Origin of the sequence: Flavobacterium endoglycinae (genome assembly GCF_017352115.1) — a bacterium.
GTDB lineage: Bacteria > Bacteroidota > Bacteroidia > Flavobacteriales > Flavobacteriaceae > Flavobacterium > Flavobacterium endoglycinae.
Genome location: NZ_CP071448.1, coordinates 242,382 through 262,513, shown reverse-complemented (window position 1 = coordinate 262,513; position 20,132 = coordinate 242,382). Strand labels below are relative to the sequence as shown.

The window sequence follows — 20,132 nt, the reverse complement described above, 5'->3', positions numbered from 1 at the left end:
CGACACATCTATCTCGGTAAATGTGTCGTTTATATTTTAAAAAATTACAAAATTATGGGAACAAAAAGTGGCGCTTATCAAGATATTTATGTCAAAAGAGATGAGGTTATGGTAAGCTTAAAAGAGGATGTTACAGATTTTTGTGAAAAGTACATAAAACCCGTTCATCCAGATAATTGGGATTGGTCAGTTAGAGATTTTGAAAATCCTGAAAATGATCCCACAACTGCAGAAGACACAGCAATTGCCAATGTGGTTTACAAAGATTTACTGGATTCTAGAGAAACTGATGTTGATCTTTCGACAATGAATAATGTCGAAGCCATAAAAGCGTATTTAAATCCAGATAGCAGACACAGGGCTTTTAATATGGAAGAATTTGCTTTTGCCTTAAAAGTTGAATTGGAACATGGAAAAATAAAAGATGTGAATGTTACCAACAATCATCCGTTTTTGACGGCAATGATTGCCTTGGCACATATGACAGAAAGCCTTACTTATTACAAACGTTTGAAAGTAATGGAAGCAGAAGGAGAAATTTATGAAATTGTTCGAAAGCTTGAAAATTCGCCAACCGGAAATGAAGACTGGTACAAAGAATTAGGTCGAGCCGAAATCGAATTGCAAAAGGCGAGGGCAGGCTTGGCAGAACGTTTGAAAAAAATGGACGACATTCCAGCATTAAGTATTATTGGAGACTAAAAACAATAAAAAAACCGTTAAGCAATTAACGGTTTTTTTATTTTAGAATTTTCTAGGATCATTATCAGGATAATCCTCTTCTTCCTGAACATCATCTTCGACATAATCGTTGTTTTCTTCCTCTTCCTCGATTTCTTCTTCCTCGTAATCTTCGTCTTCCTCTTCATCATCGATGTCTTCTAAGGCATCTTCAGTTTCATTAAAATCATTGGCAAAGGTGTCAGAAGGATTGTCAAATTCGTCATTATCTAAATCCTCGTCAAGGTCTTCTTCGATATATTCATCTTCATCATCTAAGTCGTTTTCATCTTCAAGTTCAACTTCGTAAATATCATTATCATTGTCTTCAAGATCTTTTTCAGAATGAAAATCATCACTTAAATCATCCAAATCATCTTCATAACGCACGGAATCCTCTTCAGGGTTAGGTTTGTTCGGATTATGGCCATTTCGTACTGTATAACCGCGATTAATGGCTTCTTCGTTACTATCGGTTTCCTTCATGTCATTAATATCATAAAGTTCCTCATTCATATTGGTGTTTCTATCAGTATCTGGATTTTTCGGATCTCTAATAAAAGTTCTGTTTTTATTATCGGTAGTATTCATGACGTTTAGTTTTAATGTTTATATACTTACAAATCTACTTCTGAAAATTACGGTTTCTCTTATAGAATTATTTCATGTAATTCTATAATTAACAGATGTTTAGAATGCAATTTAATTGACAAATCCTATAACGGTTTCGGTTTGTTATAGAAGTAATTTTGAGAATATTAATCATAAAAATTATTACCATGAAAACTACTGATAGTAAAAAAGAAACCACACCGAAACAAACGGTAAAAAGAGGAGTTACAAAACCAAAATCAAATGCTGCGGCAGGTTTAACCGAATTATTTGAAGAAAGCCTAAAAGATATTTATTGGGCAGAAAAAGCATTGACAAAAGCATTGCCGACTATGGCTAAAAATGCGACTTCAGAAGAATTAATTGATGCCATCAACAATCATTTAACTGAAACTGAAGAACACGTAACCCGTTTAGAAAAGGTTTTTGAAATTATTGGGAAAAAACCAACTGCAAAAAAATGTGATGCCATGGAAGGTTTAATTGAAGAAGGAAAAGGTATTCTAGAAGAAACTGAAATTGGAGTAGTGCGAGATGCCGGAATTATTGCGGCCAGCCAAAAAATCGAACATTACGAAATTGCTACTTATGGAACATTGCGACAATTTGCTGAAACACTTGGATTAGAAGATGTGGCTACTTTATTGGAACAAACTCTTGACGAAGAAAAAGGAGCTGACAAATTATTGACCGAAGTTGCTGTAAATGCCGTAAACCTTGAGGCTGCAGAAGCAGAGTAAAGAAAAATAAATCCCGGAAAAAGTGCAGTTTGAAGCTGCACTTTTTTCATTTAAAAATTAAAATAAAAAACTATGCCCGAAGGTCCATCAATATTGATATTAAAAGAAGAAGTACAGCAGTTTGCAGGTAAAAAAGTAATTGAAGTTTCTGGAAACAGTTCGATAGAATTAGAACGTTTGAAAGATAAAAAAATCCTATCATTTAAAACCTGGGGAAAACATTTTCTGATTTGTTTTGAAGATTTTACTGTAAAAATCCATCTTCTAATGTTTGGGACTTACCGAATTAACGAGCAAAAAAACAATATTGCACCAAGGTTGCATTTAGGCTTTTCTAGTGGTGAAATTAATTTTTATACTTGTTCCGTTAAGATTCTGGAGGGTCCTATTAATCAATATTATGACTGGAGTGAGGATGTTTTAAACGAAAATTGGAATCCCAAAAAAGCAAAACTAAGCCTTGAAAAGATTCCAAAAGAAATGATTTGCGATGCTATTTTAGATCAGAATATTTTTTCTGGAGTAGGAAATATTATCAAAAACGAAGTTTTGTACAGATGTTATGTGCATCCTGAATCTTTAGTTGGTAAAATCCCGCCCGAAAAGTTAGATGAAATTATAGCCGAATGTTCGATTTACAGTTTTGAATTTTTATACTGGAAAAAGAAAAACGAACTTAAAAAACACTGGCTCGCTCATACCAAAAAAGAGTGTAAACGATGCCAATTACCACTCATTAAAAAACAGACAGGGAAGAAAAAGCGACGTAGTTTTTTCTGTACCAACTGTCAGCAGCTTCACATATGAAAAATAAAATTTTAATAGGATGTTCCAGCTATAATAATCGCTATTGGAAGGGAATTTTCTATCCTGACAACATGGCAGGTAAGGATATGTTTCAGTTTTATTACCAGTACTTTAACACCTATGAGTTCAACGGAAGCTTTTATAAGTTTCCGACCATTCGAATATTTGAAAATTGGTATAATAAAGCGCCTGAAAATTTTATTTTTTCGGTAAAAGCGCCCAAAGAAATTACCCATATCAAGAAATTTATGGATTGCAAAAACCTGCTTTCGGAATTTTATCAAGTATGCGAATTGAGCTTAAAAGAAAAACTGGGATGTGTATTATTTCAATTTCCGCCAAGTTATACTTTTACGCCAGAACGATTGCATACTATCGTGCAAAACCTAGACTTAAAATTTAAGAATGTAATTGAATTCCGCCATGAAAGCTGGTGGAATGAGGAAGTCTGGGAGATTTTCTTAAAAAACGGCATTACCTTCTGCAGTGTAAGTTATCCGAACTTACCACAAACAATTTTCACACAATTTCCGTTAATTTATATTCGTTTACATGGAACCCCAAAGCTGTTTTACTCTAGTTATTCATCTAAAGAATTACTTCAAATAAAAAATGCAATTTGTTTAAAATCAGGATTTTTGTATTTTAATAATACTGCAAGCGAAGCTGGAATTCTGAATGCATTGGAGATGAAGAAGTTAATGATTTAACGTAGAGTTTAAATAAAAACGTAGCGAACATTGCGTAAAACTTAGTGTTCTTTTGCGGTTAATAAAAAAAATAACCGCAGAATCAACAGCGAAATGACCGCACAGCACCTAGAAAAATCCCAGCGCACCATGCGTAAACCATTGCTGATTTTGCGGTTACAAAAAGTGGTAAGTATTATAATTTTAAATTTCCTTCAATTCCGTCATCCATAGTGTGTCCGGTTACAAAGGCAGCGGTCATTTTTGCAATGGCAACCATTTTTCCGTGTTTGTTGTTCCAGTAATAACCATCTTCTGGAATTACTTTGATTACGCTCAAATTTGGGTCATCTATTCCGCCTGGCATCCAGACTTTTACAATAGGGTCGTATAATTTCTCAATTGTTGCTCTATCGTATGAAATCGAAGCCGTTCCGTGTAGCGTTAAAAACTTGTCGTGTGGCTCAGCAAAAAATAATTCTACCTGAGGATTCATGGTAATTTCAGCATTTTGACCACTATTTCGGTCAGATAAAAACCATAATTGTCCCAGTTCGTCAACTTCTTGGATAGACATTGGTCTAGACTGCAGTTTGTTTTCGTTATTGTAGGTACAAAACATGCATATTTTAATTTTTTCAGCCAGTTCTTTTACTTTGCTGACTGCTAATTCTTCTGTAAGGTCTTTATGATCTCCCATGACTTTATCTTTTTAAAAATATTGTGATATAAATATTTGATTTCTATAGGTTTGAAAATCTTCTTTTACAAAGTTTGCATTTTTAAAATAAAATGAATTATAGAATTATAATTAGAAATTATTAGATTTCAATTTATGGGTTTGTCAGAATTTTTAAACAAAATGTATTGTTTGAGCGCTGTTTTAGACTATCTTTACAGAAAAACAAGTTTAAACCCACTATTTCATGAAAAAATTAACAATATTCTACACAGATGATGATGAGGATGATTTAAGCATTTTTTCAGATGCGGTCGAATTGTTGTCGCAGCAGGTTGATCTACAAACCTATTCGGGAGGGGAAAAACTTTTAAATGCCGTTAATTATTCGCCCAGGCCTAATTTGATCTTTTTAGATTTGAATATGCCTGGAAAAAATGGTTTCGATGTGTTGCACGAACTCAAAGGTTCAGAAGAAAATAAAGACATACCAGTGGTTATTTTTTCAACCTCAAACGAACCCGGAATAATAGCAAAATGTCTAGCGCTAGGTGCGAATTATTTTATTACCAAACCCGTTTTAATGAAGGATATTATAAAGTCGATAGAATATGCTATCGCCATAAACTGGAAAGAATTTATTCCAGACAGCAGAACTTTTGTATATAAAACATAACTACACGAAATTGTAGAAAAAACACCAGATTTATTGCTGAAAATAAATCTGGTGTTTTTTTTATAATTCTGGCAGAAAGATCTTAAAAGTAGCACCTTGGCCTTTTTCGCTGTGCGCTTTAATAATGCCTTTGTGGTTTTCTACAATCTTTTTTACGATCGCAAGTCCAATTCCGGTACCTGAGAATTCACTTTCAGTGTTTAAACGCTGGAAGACCTCAAAAATGCGTTCTTTGTATTCATCATCAAACCCAATCCCGTTATCGGAAATACGCAGACAGAAATATATTTTTTCGGGATACTGAACTTTAAAACCCAGTTTTTTACCCAAAACTCTTCGCGCTTTTATTTCAACCCTCGGCGGAACATCTTTCCTTGAAAATTTCAAGGCATTTCCAATTAAATTATGCATTAATTGTCTGAATTGAAAAGGCATAACAGTACCTTCTCCTAAAGGATGATGGTCGATTATGGCATTTTTTTCTTCGATTCTTTCAGAGAAATCCATAATCACTTCTTCGACAATTTCATCCAGATTGGTTTTTGCAAAAACTCTTTCGGCCGAATTGGTTCTAGAATAGGTAAGAAGGTCTTGAATAAGCGTCTGCATTCTTTTGGCAGAAACTTCGATGCGTTCCAGATATGATTTGGCTTTTTCTGAAATATTCTTGTCATCTAGTTCAGCCAGACGACTTGCGAAGGTTTGAATTTTACGCAGAGGTTCCTGTAAGTCATGACTCGAAATATATGCAAATGACTGCAGTTCTATATTCATATCAATCAAATCCTTGTTCTTCTGTTCTAGTTCTTCAGTACGATCATGAACTTGTCTTTCAAGCTGATTTGTAAAATCTCTTTGATTCTGAATATCAGAGCTTGTACCTACCCACATTTGAATGATTCCTTCAGCATCTTTTTGCGGCATTGCCCTGCTGAATTGCCATCGGTATTGACCATCATAACGACGGAATCTATGCTCAAACATAAACTCATTTCCAGTTTTTATCGATTCCATCCAGCGGTTAATATTTTCCTCGCGGTCATCAGGATGTACAATTTGCAGCCAGCCATTCTTTTCAATATCTGCTTTGGTATGTCCGCAGAAATCATAAAGTGATTGGCTGAAATAATTCAGATTTCCCATAGCATCACTTGTCCATACAAACTGAGGCATCGAATCAGCCAGAAGGCGGAATTTTTCTTCGCTTTTCTTTAAAATCTCCTGACTGATTTTTTCATCGGTAATATCAATTACAGTTCCCAGCATTTTGACAGGATTCTTCATTTCATCAAAGAATATTCTGCCATGCACCCTGATCCATGTTGGAGTTCCATCGTCTTTTATAACACGTGCTTCGTATTTGTAAATATGCGTTTTTAATGCCTCTTCATAAGCTTTTTCAATTACAGCGAGATCTTCTAAATATATGTGCTCAAGAATCTGCGGACGAGATAATCGCTGGCCTTTTTTAAAACCAAAAAGAGCCGGCAGATTTTCCGAATAAATCAATTCTTGGGTTGGAATATTCAAATCCCACGTAACAATATCGGCAACTTCTGAGGCTAAACGGGATCTTTCTTCGGCTTCTTCTACTTTTTTTCGATCCAAAACCTTATTGGTAACATCTGTAACCGTAATCATAATGCCTGAAATTTCCCCATTTTGCTCGAACAAAGGGGTGTATTGATAATCCAGATAATATTTTTTTAATTTTCCTCGAATATCAATATAGGCTAAAGCTTCGTTTTCCTGAATGATTTTACCTTCAGATAATACTTTGTCTAGCAGCTGCGGATATTTTTGATTTAAAAGCTCCGGAAACACTTCTAAAGCAGGTTTGCCAATTACTTCGCTTTTCTTTTTCTGCCAAATATCATTTAGCATGGTTTTATTTGCGAGTTCAATGATATATTCTTTTCCTTTAAAAATGGTCATAGCAATAGGAGACTGCAGGACAAGATTCCTAAACGCTTTTTCGCTTTCGGTTAAAAAATGTTTTGCTTTTACAGGTTCTGTAACCTCATAAGCTACTACCATAACGCCTTCGATAGCATTTTCATTTCGAAGCGGATGAAAAGCCAGATTAAAATAGCAGTCTTCATATTGTCCAAAGCGGTTTAAAGTCACTAACAGTTCGTTTGAAAAGTATGGCGTTCCTTCATGATAGACTTTAGAAAGCAGTGGATAAACAATATTTTTGGTTTCGGGAACAGAATCAAATAAAGGTTTGTAAAGGGTTTCTTCTTCGGTTTTGTCTACAATTTGATAGTAGGTTTCATTGGCCATTTCAACAACCAAATCTTCTCCTTTCAAGATTACAATGCCCAGCGGAACCTGTTTTACAATGTTTTTGAATTTTTTTTCGCTTTCTTCTAAATTTTTTCGAATAGTTACCTTGTCTGTTGTTTCGGTACAAACGACCAAAACCCCGTTAATTTTTCCATCGTCGTTAATTACGGGACTGTAACTGAATGTCCAGTAAACATCTTCTAATATTCCATTTCTATAAATGGGTACTAATTGGTCTTCGTGCCAGTTGGGTTCGCCGGTATCCATTACATTTTGAATAAGCGGTCCAATAAAATCCCAAATTTCCGGCCAGCATTGAGCGCCATTTTTTCCTAATATATCGGGGTGTTTACCATCTTTTCCCAGACTTGGGCGGTAAGCATCGTTGTAAAAACAAGTATGTTCAGGTCCCCAGAATAGAAACATAGGGAACTTTGAATTTAGAAGAATTCCCAGCGTGGTGCGAAGACTTTGTGACCAGCTTTCGACTGGCCCAACAGAAGTTTCGCTCCAATTTTTGGCACGGGTTAATTCACCCATTTCGCCTCCTTTAGCTAAGAAATCGTGATTAGTATTGTTCATTAAAATTTGTTTTTCTTTCTGATTGAAACTGAAATTTGTAATAAATATAGGACTTGTAAGTGAAGTTTTCAACCGAAGATTAAAATTAATAAAAAATAAATTTTGTATTCTCAGCCTTTTTTGAATGAGGTAACATTTAAATCTATTGAGTTAATTTTATAAAGCTCATATAAAGAACTTTGAATAAACAAAGATTCTAACCTACTAAAAGCAACCGAATCATGAAGAAAGAACAAAAACACGAAACAGATTATATAAAGAAATATCAAGATGAAGGGTATACTGGAAATTACTTATTTGAAGATGGATGCCTGATAGATTCTGAAACAAAATATAGGTATAAACCTGATGAAATCTATATCGTAGCCCATCATCGATATGAAGGCATGAGCAATCCTGATGATATGTCAATTTTATACGTAATTGAAACTAAAGATCAGCAGAAGGGAACACATTTATTAGGATATGGCCCAACAGCAGACCTAGAGGAAGCCGAATTCTTTAAAGATATACCAAAGAAAAATTATTCAAAAAATGCAGACATTAATGAACTTACTTAAAATAAAATAGATAAGTATTTTTATTTTGCTGAGGAGCAGTTGTTTCAGATTTATCTGGAGCAGCTGTTTTTCCTTTTTATTAGGTTACAGAGTTGCAAAGGTTCAAAGGTTCAAAGGTTGTTTAATGGCTTTTGAGCCTTTTTTGATTATTCACAATAAACGAACGAATAAAAAACTCTGAACCTTTGCGGCTTTAAACCTCTATTCCTCACCAAATAAAAATTATGAAATTTCTGATTGAAATTGTATAAGGTTTTGGTTTGCAAGAAGTACGAAATTTGACTTATACAAAATGAGGATAAAACCAATGTTGATTTTGTATACAAAATAAGAAGTAACACTTTTTAAAAACTCGAAGCAAAATGAAAAAACTTTACATAAATACAGGCGGATTTGATGCTGTCTTTAACGATCTTAAAGAAAACTTCAGCGGTACGCTTACCACTAGGAGTAATGAATACAAATTGGATATTCAGTCAAAATGGACAAAAGGTTCTATTAAAGGAACTCGCTTTGATGACAAAGTGCTTTTTATGCATTTTGATCTTGAATTTCATCAAGAAGTAAGTTTAAGCATTGAATCAAATCATAATTCTCCTGTGTTTTTTGTGTATTGTGAAAACGGAAACGTAAGCCATAGTTTTGGAGCAAACGGCGACAGAAAAATGTTAAGCAAAAATCAGTCGGCAGTTTTAAATAACTCATCTGTAATTAATAGTGTTTTGTATTTTGAAAGCCACAAACGTATTCAATTTACTTTATTGGGAATGCCAACCATGGAAAGTAAAAATACAGAACTGGTTTCTCAAATCAGACAAAGATTTACTAACGATTCAGGAAACTACATTTATGTGGGGAAAGGAAATCCAAAAATAAATGAAAAGCTTCAGGAATATAATGCCGTACCCAATAAAGGAAACAAAGGAACTTTGTTAAGAAAAAACATTTTGAACAACATTGTCGAAATGGAAATTGAACAGCACAGTTTTAATTATTTGAAAACCTTTACGCCTGTAATCAATATCGCAAGAAGACAAATCGATGAAATTAAAAAATTGTCAACAATGAATTTTGCAGAAGTAGTAGCTGCAGCAGGATATGCCGGACGTAATCTGCCAAAATTATTGAAATCAAAATACCACTGGACATTAAAACCATACAATCAAAAATTAGCTAGCTAAGAAGCACAATATATAACTACTATTACGAAAAAAACAGCTTTTCCTAAAGAAGCTGTTTTTTTTATTGTTTAAAGTTTGAATATGAAGATCAGTAACCGAAGTCTTAGCCAAATCAGTTCAATCTTAGCATCTTAGAACCTCAGTATCTCAGAACCTCAGTATCTCAGAACCTTACTCAAGACTCTTTCTCGTAATAAATAATAAAATAAATCATCAGCAGATTTAAACAGAGTGAAACACTATTGGTAATAATAATTGGAAGATCATTTTTCAAAATACCATAAATGATCCAAACCAAAATTCCAAATGTCAGGATACTAAATGTTTTAAGCGAAATATCTTTCACTTTTTTAGTTCTCCAAACTTTTAAAATCTGTGGAATTGTTGATAGTGTTATGCATGTTCCAGCAAATAAACCGATGATGTCTATGTAATTCATTTTTAAAGTTGCTAAGGTTCTGGGGTTCTAAGAGGCTAAGTTTTTTAGTTTATAATTTACTTTGCGACTCTGTGAAACATAAATGTTTAAATGAAATTGTATGTGTCTGTGTCTGTGTGGCAAATCAAAATTAACCGCCAACCAATTCGCCGCCGTTTACATGAATAAACTGTCCTGTAATGTAACTGCTGTCTTCGCAGGCCAGAAATACGTACGCAGGAGCAACTTCAGAAGGTTGTCCGGCTCTTCCCATTGGATTGTCTTTTCCAAATTCAGAAATTTTATCAAAGCTGGCAACAATCAATGGCGTCCAGATAGGACCAGGAGCCACACCATTTACACGAATCTTTCTTTTGGATAACATCGACGATAATGATCTTGTAAAACTTACAATAGCACCTTTTGTACTGGCATAATCAGCTAGATGTTCACTGCCTCTAAATGCAGTTACAGAACTTGTATTGATAATCGCATCTCCTTCATTTAAATAAGGAAGTGCCGCTTTGGTGATATAAAAAAACGGGTAAATATTGGTTTCAAATGTTTTGTGCAATTGCGTTGCAGTTATTTTCTCAAGATCATTCTGTGGGACATGCATGGCGGCATTGTTTACCAGAATGTTTATGGTTTTAAAAGTAGTAATACATTTTTTTATGGCGCTTTTACAGAATTTCTCATCTTTCAAATCGCCGCTTATTATCAAACATTGCTGTCCTTCTTTTTCAACCATTTCTTTGGTATCGCGGGCATCTTTATCTTCTTTAAAATATACAATGGCAATATTAGCACCTTCACGGGCAAAATGAACTGCAACACTACGCCCAATTCCGCTGTCGCCTCCGGTTATAAAAGCTGTTTTGCCAAAAAGTTTACCGCTTCCAGCATAATTCTCACGAATAATTTCTGGTTCTGGATTCATTTTATATTCGTTTCCCGGAAGTTCTTGTTTCTGTTCCGGAAATGTCTTTCTTTTTTCCATGACATTTCAATTTTTAGCATTTAATGGATTATTAAAATTAAGATAAGTCTTATAGAAAAAGGAGCCGGAATAAATTTAAGATTAGCTCAATAAAACGAAAAGAAAGAAAAAGGCTATGTTTTGTTAACAAAGTTGTAAAACCCAGATTTTACAATGAGCTGACTTTCATTCATTCCACCTAATTTTAAGGCATGACATGGGAATTATGTAATAAATTTTGCTTTTCGTTAAAAAGCGTCTCTACCTTTTTTTTATAAATTTGAAAGTTTGTCCGACATTTTTTAATAAAAAATTAATAAAAAAAGGAGAGATATTTATTCATTAAAAAATTATCCCAAAACCAAAAAATGGTATTAATTGTAGATGATATAAAGGCCAATATTATTGCCCTAAAGAAAACATTAGAACTGCATAACATAGATGTAGATACTGCCGAATCGGGAGAAGAAGCTCTGAAAAAGATTTTAAAGACAAACTATTGTCTTATTATCATGGATGTGCAGATGCCAGGATTAGACGGTTTTGAAGTGGTTAAAATTCTTTCGGGTAATAAAAGAACAAAGGATATTCCTGTAATTTTTCTTTCGGCTTTAAATATTGAGAAAAAATATATTTTCAAAGGTTACGAAACCGGAGCGGTCGAATACATCACCAAACCCGTTGATACCGATTTACTGATGCTGAAAGTAAAAACCTTTATTAAAATTTACGAACAGCAAAATGAATTAAAAGGGATAAAAGATCTGCTTTCTAAAGAAATTAAAATTAGAAAAGAAGCACAAGACAATCTTGAAATCAAAATTGCAGAAAGAACCAAAGAACTGGTTTTAAAAAATGAAGAACTAGAATTAAAAAATCACGAGCTTCAGCAATTTGCCTGGGTAGTTTCTCATGATTTAAATGAACCCATTCGGAAAATTCAAATTTTTATTAAAATAATCAAAGACCTTTATCTTACCGCAGATGCAAAAGGAGTTGATTATGTAAACCGAACCATCAAATCGGCAGAAAGAATGCAGACGCTGATAACGGATCTTCTGGCGTATTCCAGACTTTCGGCGCAGGTAAAACCCGAAGTTACAGATTTAAATATCGTTTTACAGGAAGTGCTTTCGGATTTTGATTATTTAATCGAAAGAAAAAATGCAATTGTAAAAACTACAGAACTTCCTACGATTGATAGTATTCCGAGTCAGTTGCGACAAGTTTTTCAGAATTTGATAGGAAACGCGTTAAAATTTTCTGGTGCAGACGAACCTCCAATAATTGAAATTACTTCAGAGTTAATACTCGACAAATCGTTTGACAGTCCCACTTCCCCGGAAGGGAAATATTGCAGAATTATTGTAAAAGACAACGGAATTGGTTTTGATGAAATCTATCTCGACCGCATTTTTGTTATTTTTCAAAGTCTTAACGACCGCCAGACTTACGAAGGAACCGGAATTGGACTTGCCATCGCTAAAAAAATCATTGAAAAACACAACGGGTTAATAACAGCCAAAAGCGAGGTTGGCAAAGGCGCCAGCTTTATTATCGTTCTCCCATTAAAATATGAATAAAAATTTACTTAACCAATTATGAATAATAATTTTAAAAGAAACCTTCTGATTAGTTCATTAGTTTCACTGCTGGTGCTTACGATTAGTTCGATCGCTTCGTATATCAGTATTAAAAGTTTATTAGATAGTAACTTCTGGGTCAATCACACCCAAGATGTTATTTATAATTTAAATGAAGGTTCTTCAATCATTACCGAGGCGCAAACCAGCATGCGGGGATATTTATTGACTGGCGATGAGCAATTTGCGGATAGATTTACAGAATCTCAGGCTAAAACCGAAACGTATTTTGACAAACTTGAAGAACTTACTTCAGATAATCCTGCACAGCAAAAACTACTGGAGGAACTTAGAGATATGCGTTCCGGATTCTTTAAATATCTTAATAACCAAATTGTTAAAAAAAGATTAAGCAAAGAAACATTGATCTTTGATTTGAATGAAGGCCGAAGAATGATGAACGAAATGCGTGTCATTATTAAAAGAATTGAAGCTACCGAACAAAATCTTCTTTCAGAACGAAATGCCAATTCAGAGCGTTACGGAACATACAGTTTGGTTTTAATTGCTGTAGCATTTTTTATAGCTTTTTTTATTTCGATAATATTCTTAACCAGAATCTTAAAGGACTATAACGAAAGAGTCGTTTTACAGCACGAACTAGAGAAAAAAGATATAGAAACAGCTCAGAGAATTGAAGCAATAAGTTCAATTGCACTTAATATTTCAAAAGGAAACTACGATATACGTATAGACGATACAAAATCGGATGCTCTTGGAAGTGTGGCAGAATCACTCAACACGATGGGAGTTTCACTAAAAAGCTCTTTCGAACTGCTTTCGCAGAAAGAATGGCTTCAAAAAGGAGTTGCAGAACTCAACAATGCCATGCTGGGCGATAAAACACTTCAAAAGCTTTCCAAAGATGTTATTGAATTTTTGTGCAATTATACTAACAGCAGTGCGGGAATTTTATATGTACTGGATGGCGATGAACTTTTAGCAGCAGGAGGTTACAGTTATATACCAAGCAAAACCAGAGAACGTATTAAAAAAGGCGACGGTTTAATTGGGCAGGCCATTAGTTCTGCAAAATTATTAGAATTAAAAACACTGACTTCAGACGATATTCAGATCAATTATGCTTTGGGTCAGGTAAAACCAACTCATATTGTTGCATTTCCATTATTAGATAATAGAATTGAAGGTGCGGTTGAATTGGCTAGCATTTACGGATTTTCAGATCTTCATTTAGAGTTTTTACAAACAGTATCCAACAATATTGGAATCGCTATTAGATCTACTCAAAATAGAAAACGTGTTATGGAACTTCTTGAAGAAACCAAATCACAATCTGAAGAACTTAAAATACAACACAGTGAACTTGAAGCTATAAATGCAGAATTAGAAGCGCAGACCGAAAAATTACAAGCTTCTGAAGAAGAATTACGCGTACAACAGGAAGAACTGGAGCAAACGAATGAAGAATTGTCTGAAAGAAGCGTTTTACTGGAAGAAAAAAACAACGAAATCCAGAAAAAATCAGAAGCTTTGGAATTGACAACGCGTTATAAATCAGAGTTTTTGGCGAATATGTCGCACGAATTAAGAACACCTTTAAATTCTATCTTACTTTTAAGCCGATTGTTATCTGAAAATAACAACCAAAGCATGAACAACGAAGAAATTGAATTTGCCAAAGTGATTCAAAGTTCAGGAAACAGTTTATTGGGCTTAATTGATGAAATTTTAGATTTATCTAAAATCGAAGCCGGTAAAATGGAACTGGAATACTTGGATGTTTCGACCAAAGAAATTACAGAAACACTCTGGAACTTATTCAATCTTGTTGCCAAAGAAAAAGGAATTGAATTTGAAATCATTACGAAAGAAGCGCCAATTGTTATTAAAACAGACAAAATGCGTTTGGAACAGATTCTCAAAAACCTGATTTCGAATGCTATTAAATTTACCGAAAAAGGAAAAGTTTCTTTGGAAATAAAAGTAAATTCTGACGATGATAAAATTATTTGTTTCATTGTAAAAGATACCGGAATCGGAATCCCGCTGGAAAAACAACCGCTGGTTTTCGAAGCTTTCCAGCAAGCCGATGGTTCAACCAAACGTAAATACGGAGGAACGGGATTAGGACTTTCAATCAGCAGGGAATTAGCAAAACTTCTTAAAGGAGAAATCGAACTGCATAGTAAAGTAAATGAAGGAAGTACATTTACATTATGTCTGCCGGTTTATGGAACGGCACTGGCAAAAGCCAACTATGAAAAAATTCCTCCAACAGATTTTACAGAAGTAGAACCTGAAAAAGAACCAGAAGTAAAAGAAACTAAAAAATACATAAGCGCTATAATTCCTGATGAAATTGAAGATGACCGAAATGTAGTAAAAGCAGGCGACAAAGTTATTTTAATTGTAGAAGACGATATTAATTTCGCCAAATCACTTTTGGCATTTACACAAAAGAAAGGATATAAAGGAATTGTTGCCGTGCGAGGTGACCACGCTTTAAATTTTGCCCTATTGTACAAACCTGTTGGTGTTTTACTCGATATCGAACTTCCTGTAAAAAGTGGTTGGGAAGTATTGGAAGAACTTAAAAATAATGCTGAAACCAAACATATTCCGGTTCACATTATGTCATCACACAAATTGAAACAGGAAAGTTTGCTAAAAGGAGCTGTAGATTTCTTAGACAAACCAGTGGCTTTCGATAAAATTCCAGATGTGTTTTTACGAATCGAACACATTATTAATAAAGAGGCACAAAAAGTACTGATTATAGAAGACAACCCAAAACACGCAAAAGCGCTGGCTTTCTTCTTAGAAACGTATAATATTAACTCTGAAATTAGAAGTGAAGTTTCAGAAGGTCTGGAATCTCTAAACAAAACAGATGTTGACTGTGTAATTCTCGATATGGGAATTCCAGATAAACATGCGTACCAGATTCTCGATGGCGTTAAGAAAAGTCCAGGACTTGAAAACCTTCCCGTAATTGTCTTTACAGGAAAAAGTTTATCCTTGAAAGAAGAAGTGAAAATTAAAAAATATGCCGATTCTATTATTGTAAAAACTGCTCATTCGTACCAAAGAATGTTAGATGAGGTTTCTCTGTTCCTGCACTTAGTTGAAAATAAAAAAGAAGGAAAAGATAAAATAGACGGACATAAAAAACTGAATCTGTTAAACAACATTCTTTTTGAGAAAAAAGTATTGATTGTTGATGATGATGTTCGTAATATTTATTCGCTAACCAAAGCTTTAGAAGTATTTAAAATGAATATCATTACCGCTTTTGATGGAAAAGAAGCCATTAAAGTTTTAAATGATAATGAAGATACTGATATTGTTCTGCTCGATATGATGATGCCTAATATGGACGGATATGAAACAGCTGAGAAAATCAGAGCTAATCCTAAATTTTTAAACTTACCGTTAATTGCCGTAACCGCAAAAGCAATGACCGGAGACAGGGAAAAATGTATTAAAGCAGGAGCTTCAGATTATATTACCAAACCAGTAGATGTTGACCAGTTATTATCGTTGTTGCGAGTGTGGCTGTATGACAAAGTATAGTACAGAAACAAACAATAGATAGTAAAAAATAGCCACAGGTTATCGCGATTTTAATCCGTTAATCTGTGGCAAAATAAGACTAAATTAATAAGTCTCATTATGGAAAAAAAGAAGATTTTAATTGTAGATGATGATTCCAGAAACATCTTCGCCTTAGAAAACACCTTACGTGTAAAATCGTACGATTGTTTGTCTTGTATAAGTGCTGAAGAAGCCCTTAAAATATTGAATTCTAATGAACAGATCGATGCTGTATTGTTAGATATGATGATGCCCGAAATGGATGGTTACGAAGCCATTCCGTTAATAAAAGAAATTCCTTCAAGAGAATCAACAATGGTAGTTGCAGTAACGGCTCAGGCCATGGCAGGCGATAAAGAAAAATGCCTGGAAGCCGGAGCTGATGAATACATCTCCAAACCGGTTGATGTTGATAAATTACTGCTTATTTTAAGTAAAATTTAAATACACTATGATTGAGGATATTGAGCTTGAAACGCTTATTAATGAGGTTTACGAATATTACGGTTTTGATTTTGGAAGTTATTCCAGAGCTTCACTCAAAAGGCGTGTAAACAGAGTTTATCATTTAGATGGATTTACCCATTTTCATGAATTCCTGTCAAAAGTTCGTTCTGACCAAGAATATTATAAAAAAATGATTGACGAAATTACGGTTAATGTAACCGAAATGTTTCGCGATCCATCATTTTATGCCATTCTCAGAAATGAAATTTTACCGCTATTAGGAACCAAGCCTTTTATACGATTATGGCATGCTGGCTGTTCGACAGGCGAAGAAGTCTATTCGATGGCCATAATGCTTAAAGAAGCAGGATTACTGCATAAATCCATAATTTATGCAACCGATATTAATGCAACGGTTTTAGAAACCGCCAAAAAAGGAATCTTCCCGCTCAGAATGATGAAGGAATATTCACAAAACTATCGCGATGCAGGCGGTCAGGAAGACTTCTCTTCCTATTACACCGCCAATTATGGTATTGCAAAATTTAATGAAGAACTGGCCGAAAAAATGGTCTTTTCGCAGCACAATTTAGTATCAGATACATCGTTTAATGAATTTGATATGATCTTATGCCGTAATGTTTTAATTTATTTTGATAATGACCTTCAAAAAAGGGTTATTAATTTGTTTGATGAAAGTTTAGCTGTTTTAGGGTTTTTGGCCTTAGGCACAAAAGAAACCATAAAGTATTCTATTTCTCCAGCCAAATACAAACAATTTGAAAAAGAGAAAATATGGAGGAAAATAAAATAAAAAACTGCAGATTAGTTATAATAGGAGGATCTGCAGGAAGTTTAAATGCCTTAATGCAGATTTTACCAGGGTTAAAAAAATTAAACGATTTTGCCATTGTAATCGTTCTGCACCGCAAAAGTACAGACGACCAGACTTTAGAAGAATTACTTATTTTAAAATCTAAAGTGGCTGTAAAACCAATAGAAGACAAAACACTGCTTATTGCAGGTTTTGTCTATATAGCGCCCTCAAATTATCATTTATTATTTGAAAAAGATGAAACAATGGCGCTTGATATTTCAGAGAAAATAAACTACAGTCGTCCAAGTATCGACGTTTCGTTTGAATCGGCTGCGGAAATATATGGCAGCAGTTTAGTTGGAATTTTATTTTCAGGATCAAATACCGATGGTACAGAAGGTTTAAAGGCGATTCAGGCAAACGGAGGAAAAATTATAGTCCAGAATCCCCTTGTGGCAGACATGCCTTTTATGCCCAATAACGCCATTTTGTTTACAACACCTGATTTTATTCTAAACAACAATGAAATATTGAATCTCCTGAATTCTATCAATCACTAAAATCAGTTTTTAGGCTTCAGATCTTCATCTTCTGGGAGAATGGTTTTGTTTAATCCAGCCTCTTTTTCAGCTCTTCTTTGTGCAGCTTTTCCTTTTCCAATAGGAATTCCAGCGGTTAAATAAAAAGATCTGTTGTATACATTTGGTCCATCGCCTTTCATTACCGGAACCAATCCGTAATAATATTGAACCGTAATGTTTAATCCGTTGCCCACATTCATATGATATCCAGTTCCAAAAGCAACTCCGGCATCAATAACACGAATTTGATCTCGGATGTTTTTCTTGTACACCACATCATCTTTGTCAACTTCGACTTTAAATTCATCAAAAGCCCTCGCAAGAAGTCCAACTTGAGGACCTGCTTTTACAAAAACACCGCTTTTAAACTGATGCTTGATTAAAATAGGAACATTAAAATACCGAATTTCTCTGTTGACAGTTCCTCCGGCAAACGTATTGTCCAAATTCGTATTATCTAAAGAATACATCGGAATATGACGTGCTCCCATTGGCGATTTTACAATAACACCCGTATTAATCATCCAGGCAGGATCTTGTTTAGAACGAATGTCAAAATAAAAACCAAGATTAAATCCTGGATTACTGCCGGAACTTTCCATATCATAAATATCAGAGAAATTAACACCGCCTTCCAGTCCGAATTCTAAAAAAGGCGAATTCAATTTATCTCCAAAGATCAAAGAAATCAAAACCTGCGATTGGGCTTGATTCAAACCAAACAGAAAAATCAAAACGAGTAGACCTTTTTTCATCTTTCAAAATTTATAATCCAAATCGATATTGTATACCGCCTAAAGCCTGAGTACGTGTTCCAAGAAAACCAGCTTCAACCCTGAACATAAGATGTTTGTTAAACTGATATTGCGATCCAACAATAAAATTCCACATGTCTTTCGGGCGTTTTTGAAGCGAATATTGTACCGATGAAGAATTAGCAGTACTTAAAGCACCATCTAAAGTAGACAGAAAATTTCCAGCACTTTCCAAAGCACGGTTGGCCGTATTGTGTTTCGCAACATTGGCGGGATTTTTTTGTTCTGCGGGCGTTAATCCGTCCCACCAAGTATCGACTTTTTGCTGGTTTTCAGAAACTTTCGCCAGACCATTATCTACTTTTGCCTGAGCAGTAGATAAATCCACCAAATCAGAAAGATTGATATTTCCATTCGTATTCCCCGAAATATGAACTCTAAAACCACCAACCCATAAAGCAACATTTTGATCTGGTTTACGGAGTTTGAAGGTTTTTCCTAATCTTGGACCAAATACATACGAAAACGCTGGTTTATCTAAAGCATCAACATCTGTCCAGGCCATATTCATATCAAGTGCAAGCCATCCGCCGCCAATTCCTATAGTAGGGGTCATACCAAGACCAAATGTAGTGGCGCTGAAATTAGCTTTTGTGCTGAAATTGGCAATTTCAGACCAATTATTATCAGCATCAGGAATATAGATTCCTGCATTAATTTTAGTAGATGGATTCGACTTTCCAAAAACACCATAAATATTTAAAAAAGGCAGCAGCCAGATATCTGGTCGGATAGTAAGGGCTCCCGCCTCAACAGAAGATTTATCAAAACGAACAATTTCGTCTAAATTATGCATAGGACCATTGTTGAAGCCCACCTGCAGATTACTGATTACAATTTCAGAATCCTGCCAGAAATAATTTAACGAAAGACCAGCAGAGTAGGGAAGTTTATATCCTTTTTTGGCCACTTTTTCGCCCCAAATGGGAAGTGCGTAAGGATAATCGGCAACTTTGAGACTGTCTTTGAGCTGCTTATTTTTTTCTCCCACAATCTTCTCGGTGTAGACTTGTGCTGAGATTTGAAAACTGTATAAGAATAAAAAGGCTGATATTAGTGGTTTACATTTCATTTGTCTGAGTGTTTTTAAAATTAATTAATCGGACTGCGTAAAATAAATGTGTACTAATTTTTCTGAGGGAATGTCGGCTTATTCTTGTTTTACAGGTGTATAAAAATTTGATTTTAAAATTAAAACTGAAGAAATAATGAGTTTATTAGTGTTAAAGTTAAGTAAAAAATCTTAACATTTAAGATTTTTTTTCAGAAACTAAAAATATAACAAAAAGAAAATCAGGTAGTTTTATTTGATAATGTCCTCTTTTAAGAAAAATCATTTTAT

General features: G+C 34.4%; 19 protein-coding genes. 12 read left to right on the top strand and 7 right to left on the bottom strand.

The window, feature by feature from the left end:
- The first annotated feature begins 54 nt into the window (after positions 1-54).
- Positions 55-702 carry a DUF5661 family protein gene (locus J0383_RS01075; RefSeq protein WP_207296611.1) on the top strand — a complete coding sequence of 216 codons (648 nt, stop codon included), beginning with the start codon at positions 55-57 and terminating at the stop codon, positions 700-702.
- A gap of 42 nt (positions 703-744) precedes the next feature.
- On the opposite strand, the gene J0383_RS01070 is transcribed toward J0383_RS01075, so the two are convergent.
- Complete coding sequence (locus tag J0383_RS01070) at positions 745-1,311, bottom strand: hypothetical protein (RefSeq protein ID WP_207296610.1); 567 nt, start codon at positions 1,309-1,311, stop codon at positions 745-747.
- A 188-nt stretch (positions 1,312-1,499) separates the two neighbouring features.
- On the opposite strand from J0383_RS01070, the gene J0383_RS01065 reads away from it, so the two are divergent.
- The 3 genes from J0383_RS01065 (at position 1,500) to J0383_RS01055 (ending at position 3,589) form a co-directional block, all read left to right on the top strand.
- Complete coding sequence (locus tag J0383_RS01065; RefSeq protein WP_207296609.1) at positions 1,500-2,072, top strand: YciE/YciF ferroxidase family protein; 573 nt, start codon at positions 1,500-1,502, stop codon at positions 2,070-2,072.
- Positions 2,073-2,144: 72 nt separating this feature from the next.
- Entirely contained in the window at positions 2,145-2,879 is a 735-nt protein-coding gene (locus J0383_RS01060; protein WP_207296608.1) for a DNA-formamidopyrimidine glycosylase family protein, read from the top strand.
- Complete coding sequence (locus J0383_RS01055; protein WP_207296607.1) at positions 2,876-3,589, top strand: DUF72 domain-containing protein; 714 nt, start codon at positions 2,876-2,878, stop codon at positions 3,587-3,589. The genes J0383_RS01060 and J0383_RS01055 overlap by 4 nt, the downstream gene beginning before the upstream one ends.
- 175 nt (positions 3,590-3,764) lie before the next feature.
- On the opposite strand, the gene J0383_RS01050 is transcribed toward J0383_RS01055, so the two are convergent.
- Positions 3,765-4,268: a pyridoxamine 5'-phosphate oxidase family protein gene (locus J0383_RS01050; RefSeq protein ID WP_207296606.1), complete on the bottom strand. Its 504-nt coding sequence runs from the start codon at positions 4,266-4,268 to the stop codon at positions 3,765-3,767.
- 226 nt (positions 4,269-4,494) lie between these two features.
- On the opposite strand from J0383_RS01050, the gene J0383_RS01045 reads away from it, so the two are divergent.
- Complete coding sequence (locus J0383_RS01045; RefSeq protein WP_207296605.1) at positions 4,495-4,923, top strand: response regulator; 429 nt, start codon at positions 4,495-4,497, stop codon at positions 4,921-4,923.
- 60 nt (positions 4,924-4,983) lie between these two features.
- On the opposite strand, the gene J0383_RS01040 is transcribed toward J0383_RS01045, so the two are convergent.
- Positions 4,984-7,794, bottom strand: coding sequence for a PAS domain-containing sensor histidine kinase (locus J0383_RS01040; protein WP_207296604.1), 2,811 nt, complete (start codon positions 7,792-7,794; stop codon positions 4,984-4,986).
- Positions 7,795-8,015: 221 nt separating this feature from the next.
- Here J0383_RS01040 and J0383_RS01035 point away from each other — a divergent pair, with 221 nt between their 5' ends.
- Both J0383_RS01035 and J0383_RS01030 read left to right on the top strand, forming a co-directional pair.
- Entirely contained in the window at positions 8,016-8,354 is a 339-nt protein-coding gene (locus tag J0383_RS01035) for a hypothetical protein (RefSeq protein WP_207296603.1), read from the top strand.
- Between the two features lie 362 nt (positions 8,355-8,716).
- Complete coding sequence (locus J0383_RS01030) at positions 8,717-9,535, top strand: hypothetical protein (protein WP_207296602.1); 819 nt, start codon at positions 8,717-8,719, stop codon at positions 9,533-9,535.
- A gap of 175 nt (positions 9,536-9,710) precedes the next feature.
- Here the strand turns inward: J0383_RS01030 and J0383_RS01025 are convergent, their stop codons facing one another.
- Together J0383_RS01025 and J0383_RS01020 are read right to left on the bottom strand one after the other, a co-directional pair.
- Positions 9,711-9,974, bottom strand: a complete 264-nt coding sequence (locus J0383_RS01025; RefSeq protein ID WP_207296601.1) for a SemiSWEET family sugar transporter — start codon at positions 9,972-9,974, stop codon at positions 9,711-9,713.
- Between the two features lie 130 nt (positions 9,975-10,104).
- Positions 10,105-10,953, bottom strand: a complete 849-nt coding sequence (locus tag J0383_RS01020; RefSeq protein WP_207296600.1) for an SDR family oxidoreductase — start codon at positions 10,951-10,953, stop codon at positions 10,105-10,107.
- A 347-nt stretch (positions 10,954-11,300) separates the two neighbouring features.
- On the opposite strand from J0383_RS01020, the gene J0383_RS01015 reads away from it, so the two are divergent.
- From J0383_RS01015 to J0383_RS00995, 5 genes are all read left to right on the top strand, one after another.
- On the top strand, positions 11,301-12,515 hold the full coding sequence (locus tag J0383_RS01015) for a hybrid sensor histidine kinase/response regulator (RefSeq protein WP_207296599.1): 1,215 nt from the start codon (positions 11,301-11,303) through the stop codon (positions 12,513-12,515).
- An 18-nt stretch (positions 12,516-12,533) separates the two neighbouring features.
- Positions 12,534-16,109, top strand: a complete 3,576-nt coding sequence (locus tag J0383_RS01010) for a response regulator (RefSeq protein WP_207296598.1) — start codon at positions 12,534-12,536, stop codon at positions 16,107-16,109.
- 99 nt (positions 16,110-16,208) lie between these two features.
- Positions 16,209-16,574, top strand: a complete 366-nt coding sequence (locus tag J0383_RS01005) for a response regulator (protein ID WP_207296597.1) — start codon at positions 16,209-16,211, stop codon at positions 16,572-16,574.
- A gap of 7 nt (positions 16,575-16,581) precedes the next feature.
- Positions 16,582-17,391 carry a CheR family methyltransferase gene (locus J0383_RS01000; RefSeq protein ID WP_207296596.1) on the top strand — a complete coding sequence of 270 codons (810 nt, stop codon included), beginning with the start codon at positions 16,582-16,584 and terminating at the stop codon, positions 17,389-17,391.
- The gene (locus tag J0383_RS00995) at positions 17,373-17,954 is read left to right on the top strand and encodes a chemotaxis protein CheB (RefSeq protein WP_207296595.1); all 582 of its coding nucleotides are present in this window, start codon (positions 17,373-17,375) and stop codon (positions 17,952-17,954) included. Before J0383_RS01000 ends, J0383_RS00995 begins: the two co-directional genes overlap by 19 nt.
- A 2-nt stretch (positions 17,955-17,956) precedes the next feature.
- Here the strand turns inward: J0383_RS00995 and J0383_RS00990 are convergent, their stop codons facing one another.
- Together J0383_RS00990 and J0383_RS00985 are read right to left on the bottom strand one after the other, a co-directional pair.
- Entirely contained in the window at positions 17,957-18,730 is a 774-nt protein-coding gene (locus J0383_RS00990; protein WP_207296594.1) for a porin family protein, read from the bottom strand.
- 10 nt (positions 18,731-18,740) lie between these two features.
- Positions 18,741-19,862 carry a hypothetical protein gene (locus tag J0383_RS00985; protein WP_207296593.1) on the bottom strand — a complete coding sequence of 374 codons (1,122 nt, stop codon included), beginning with the start codon at positions 19,860-19,862 and terminating at the stop codon, positions 18,741-18,743.
- Between the last annotated feature and the right edge of the window lie 270 nt (positions 19,863-20,132).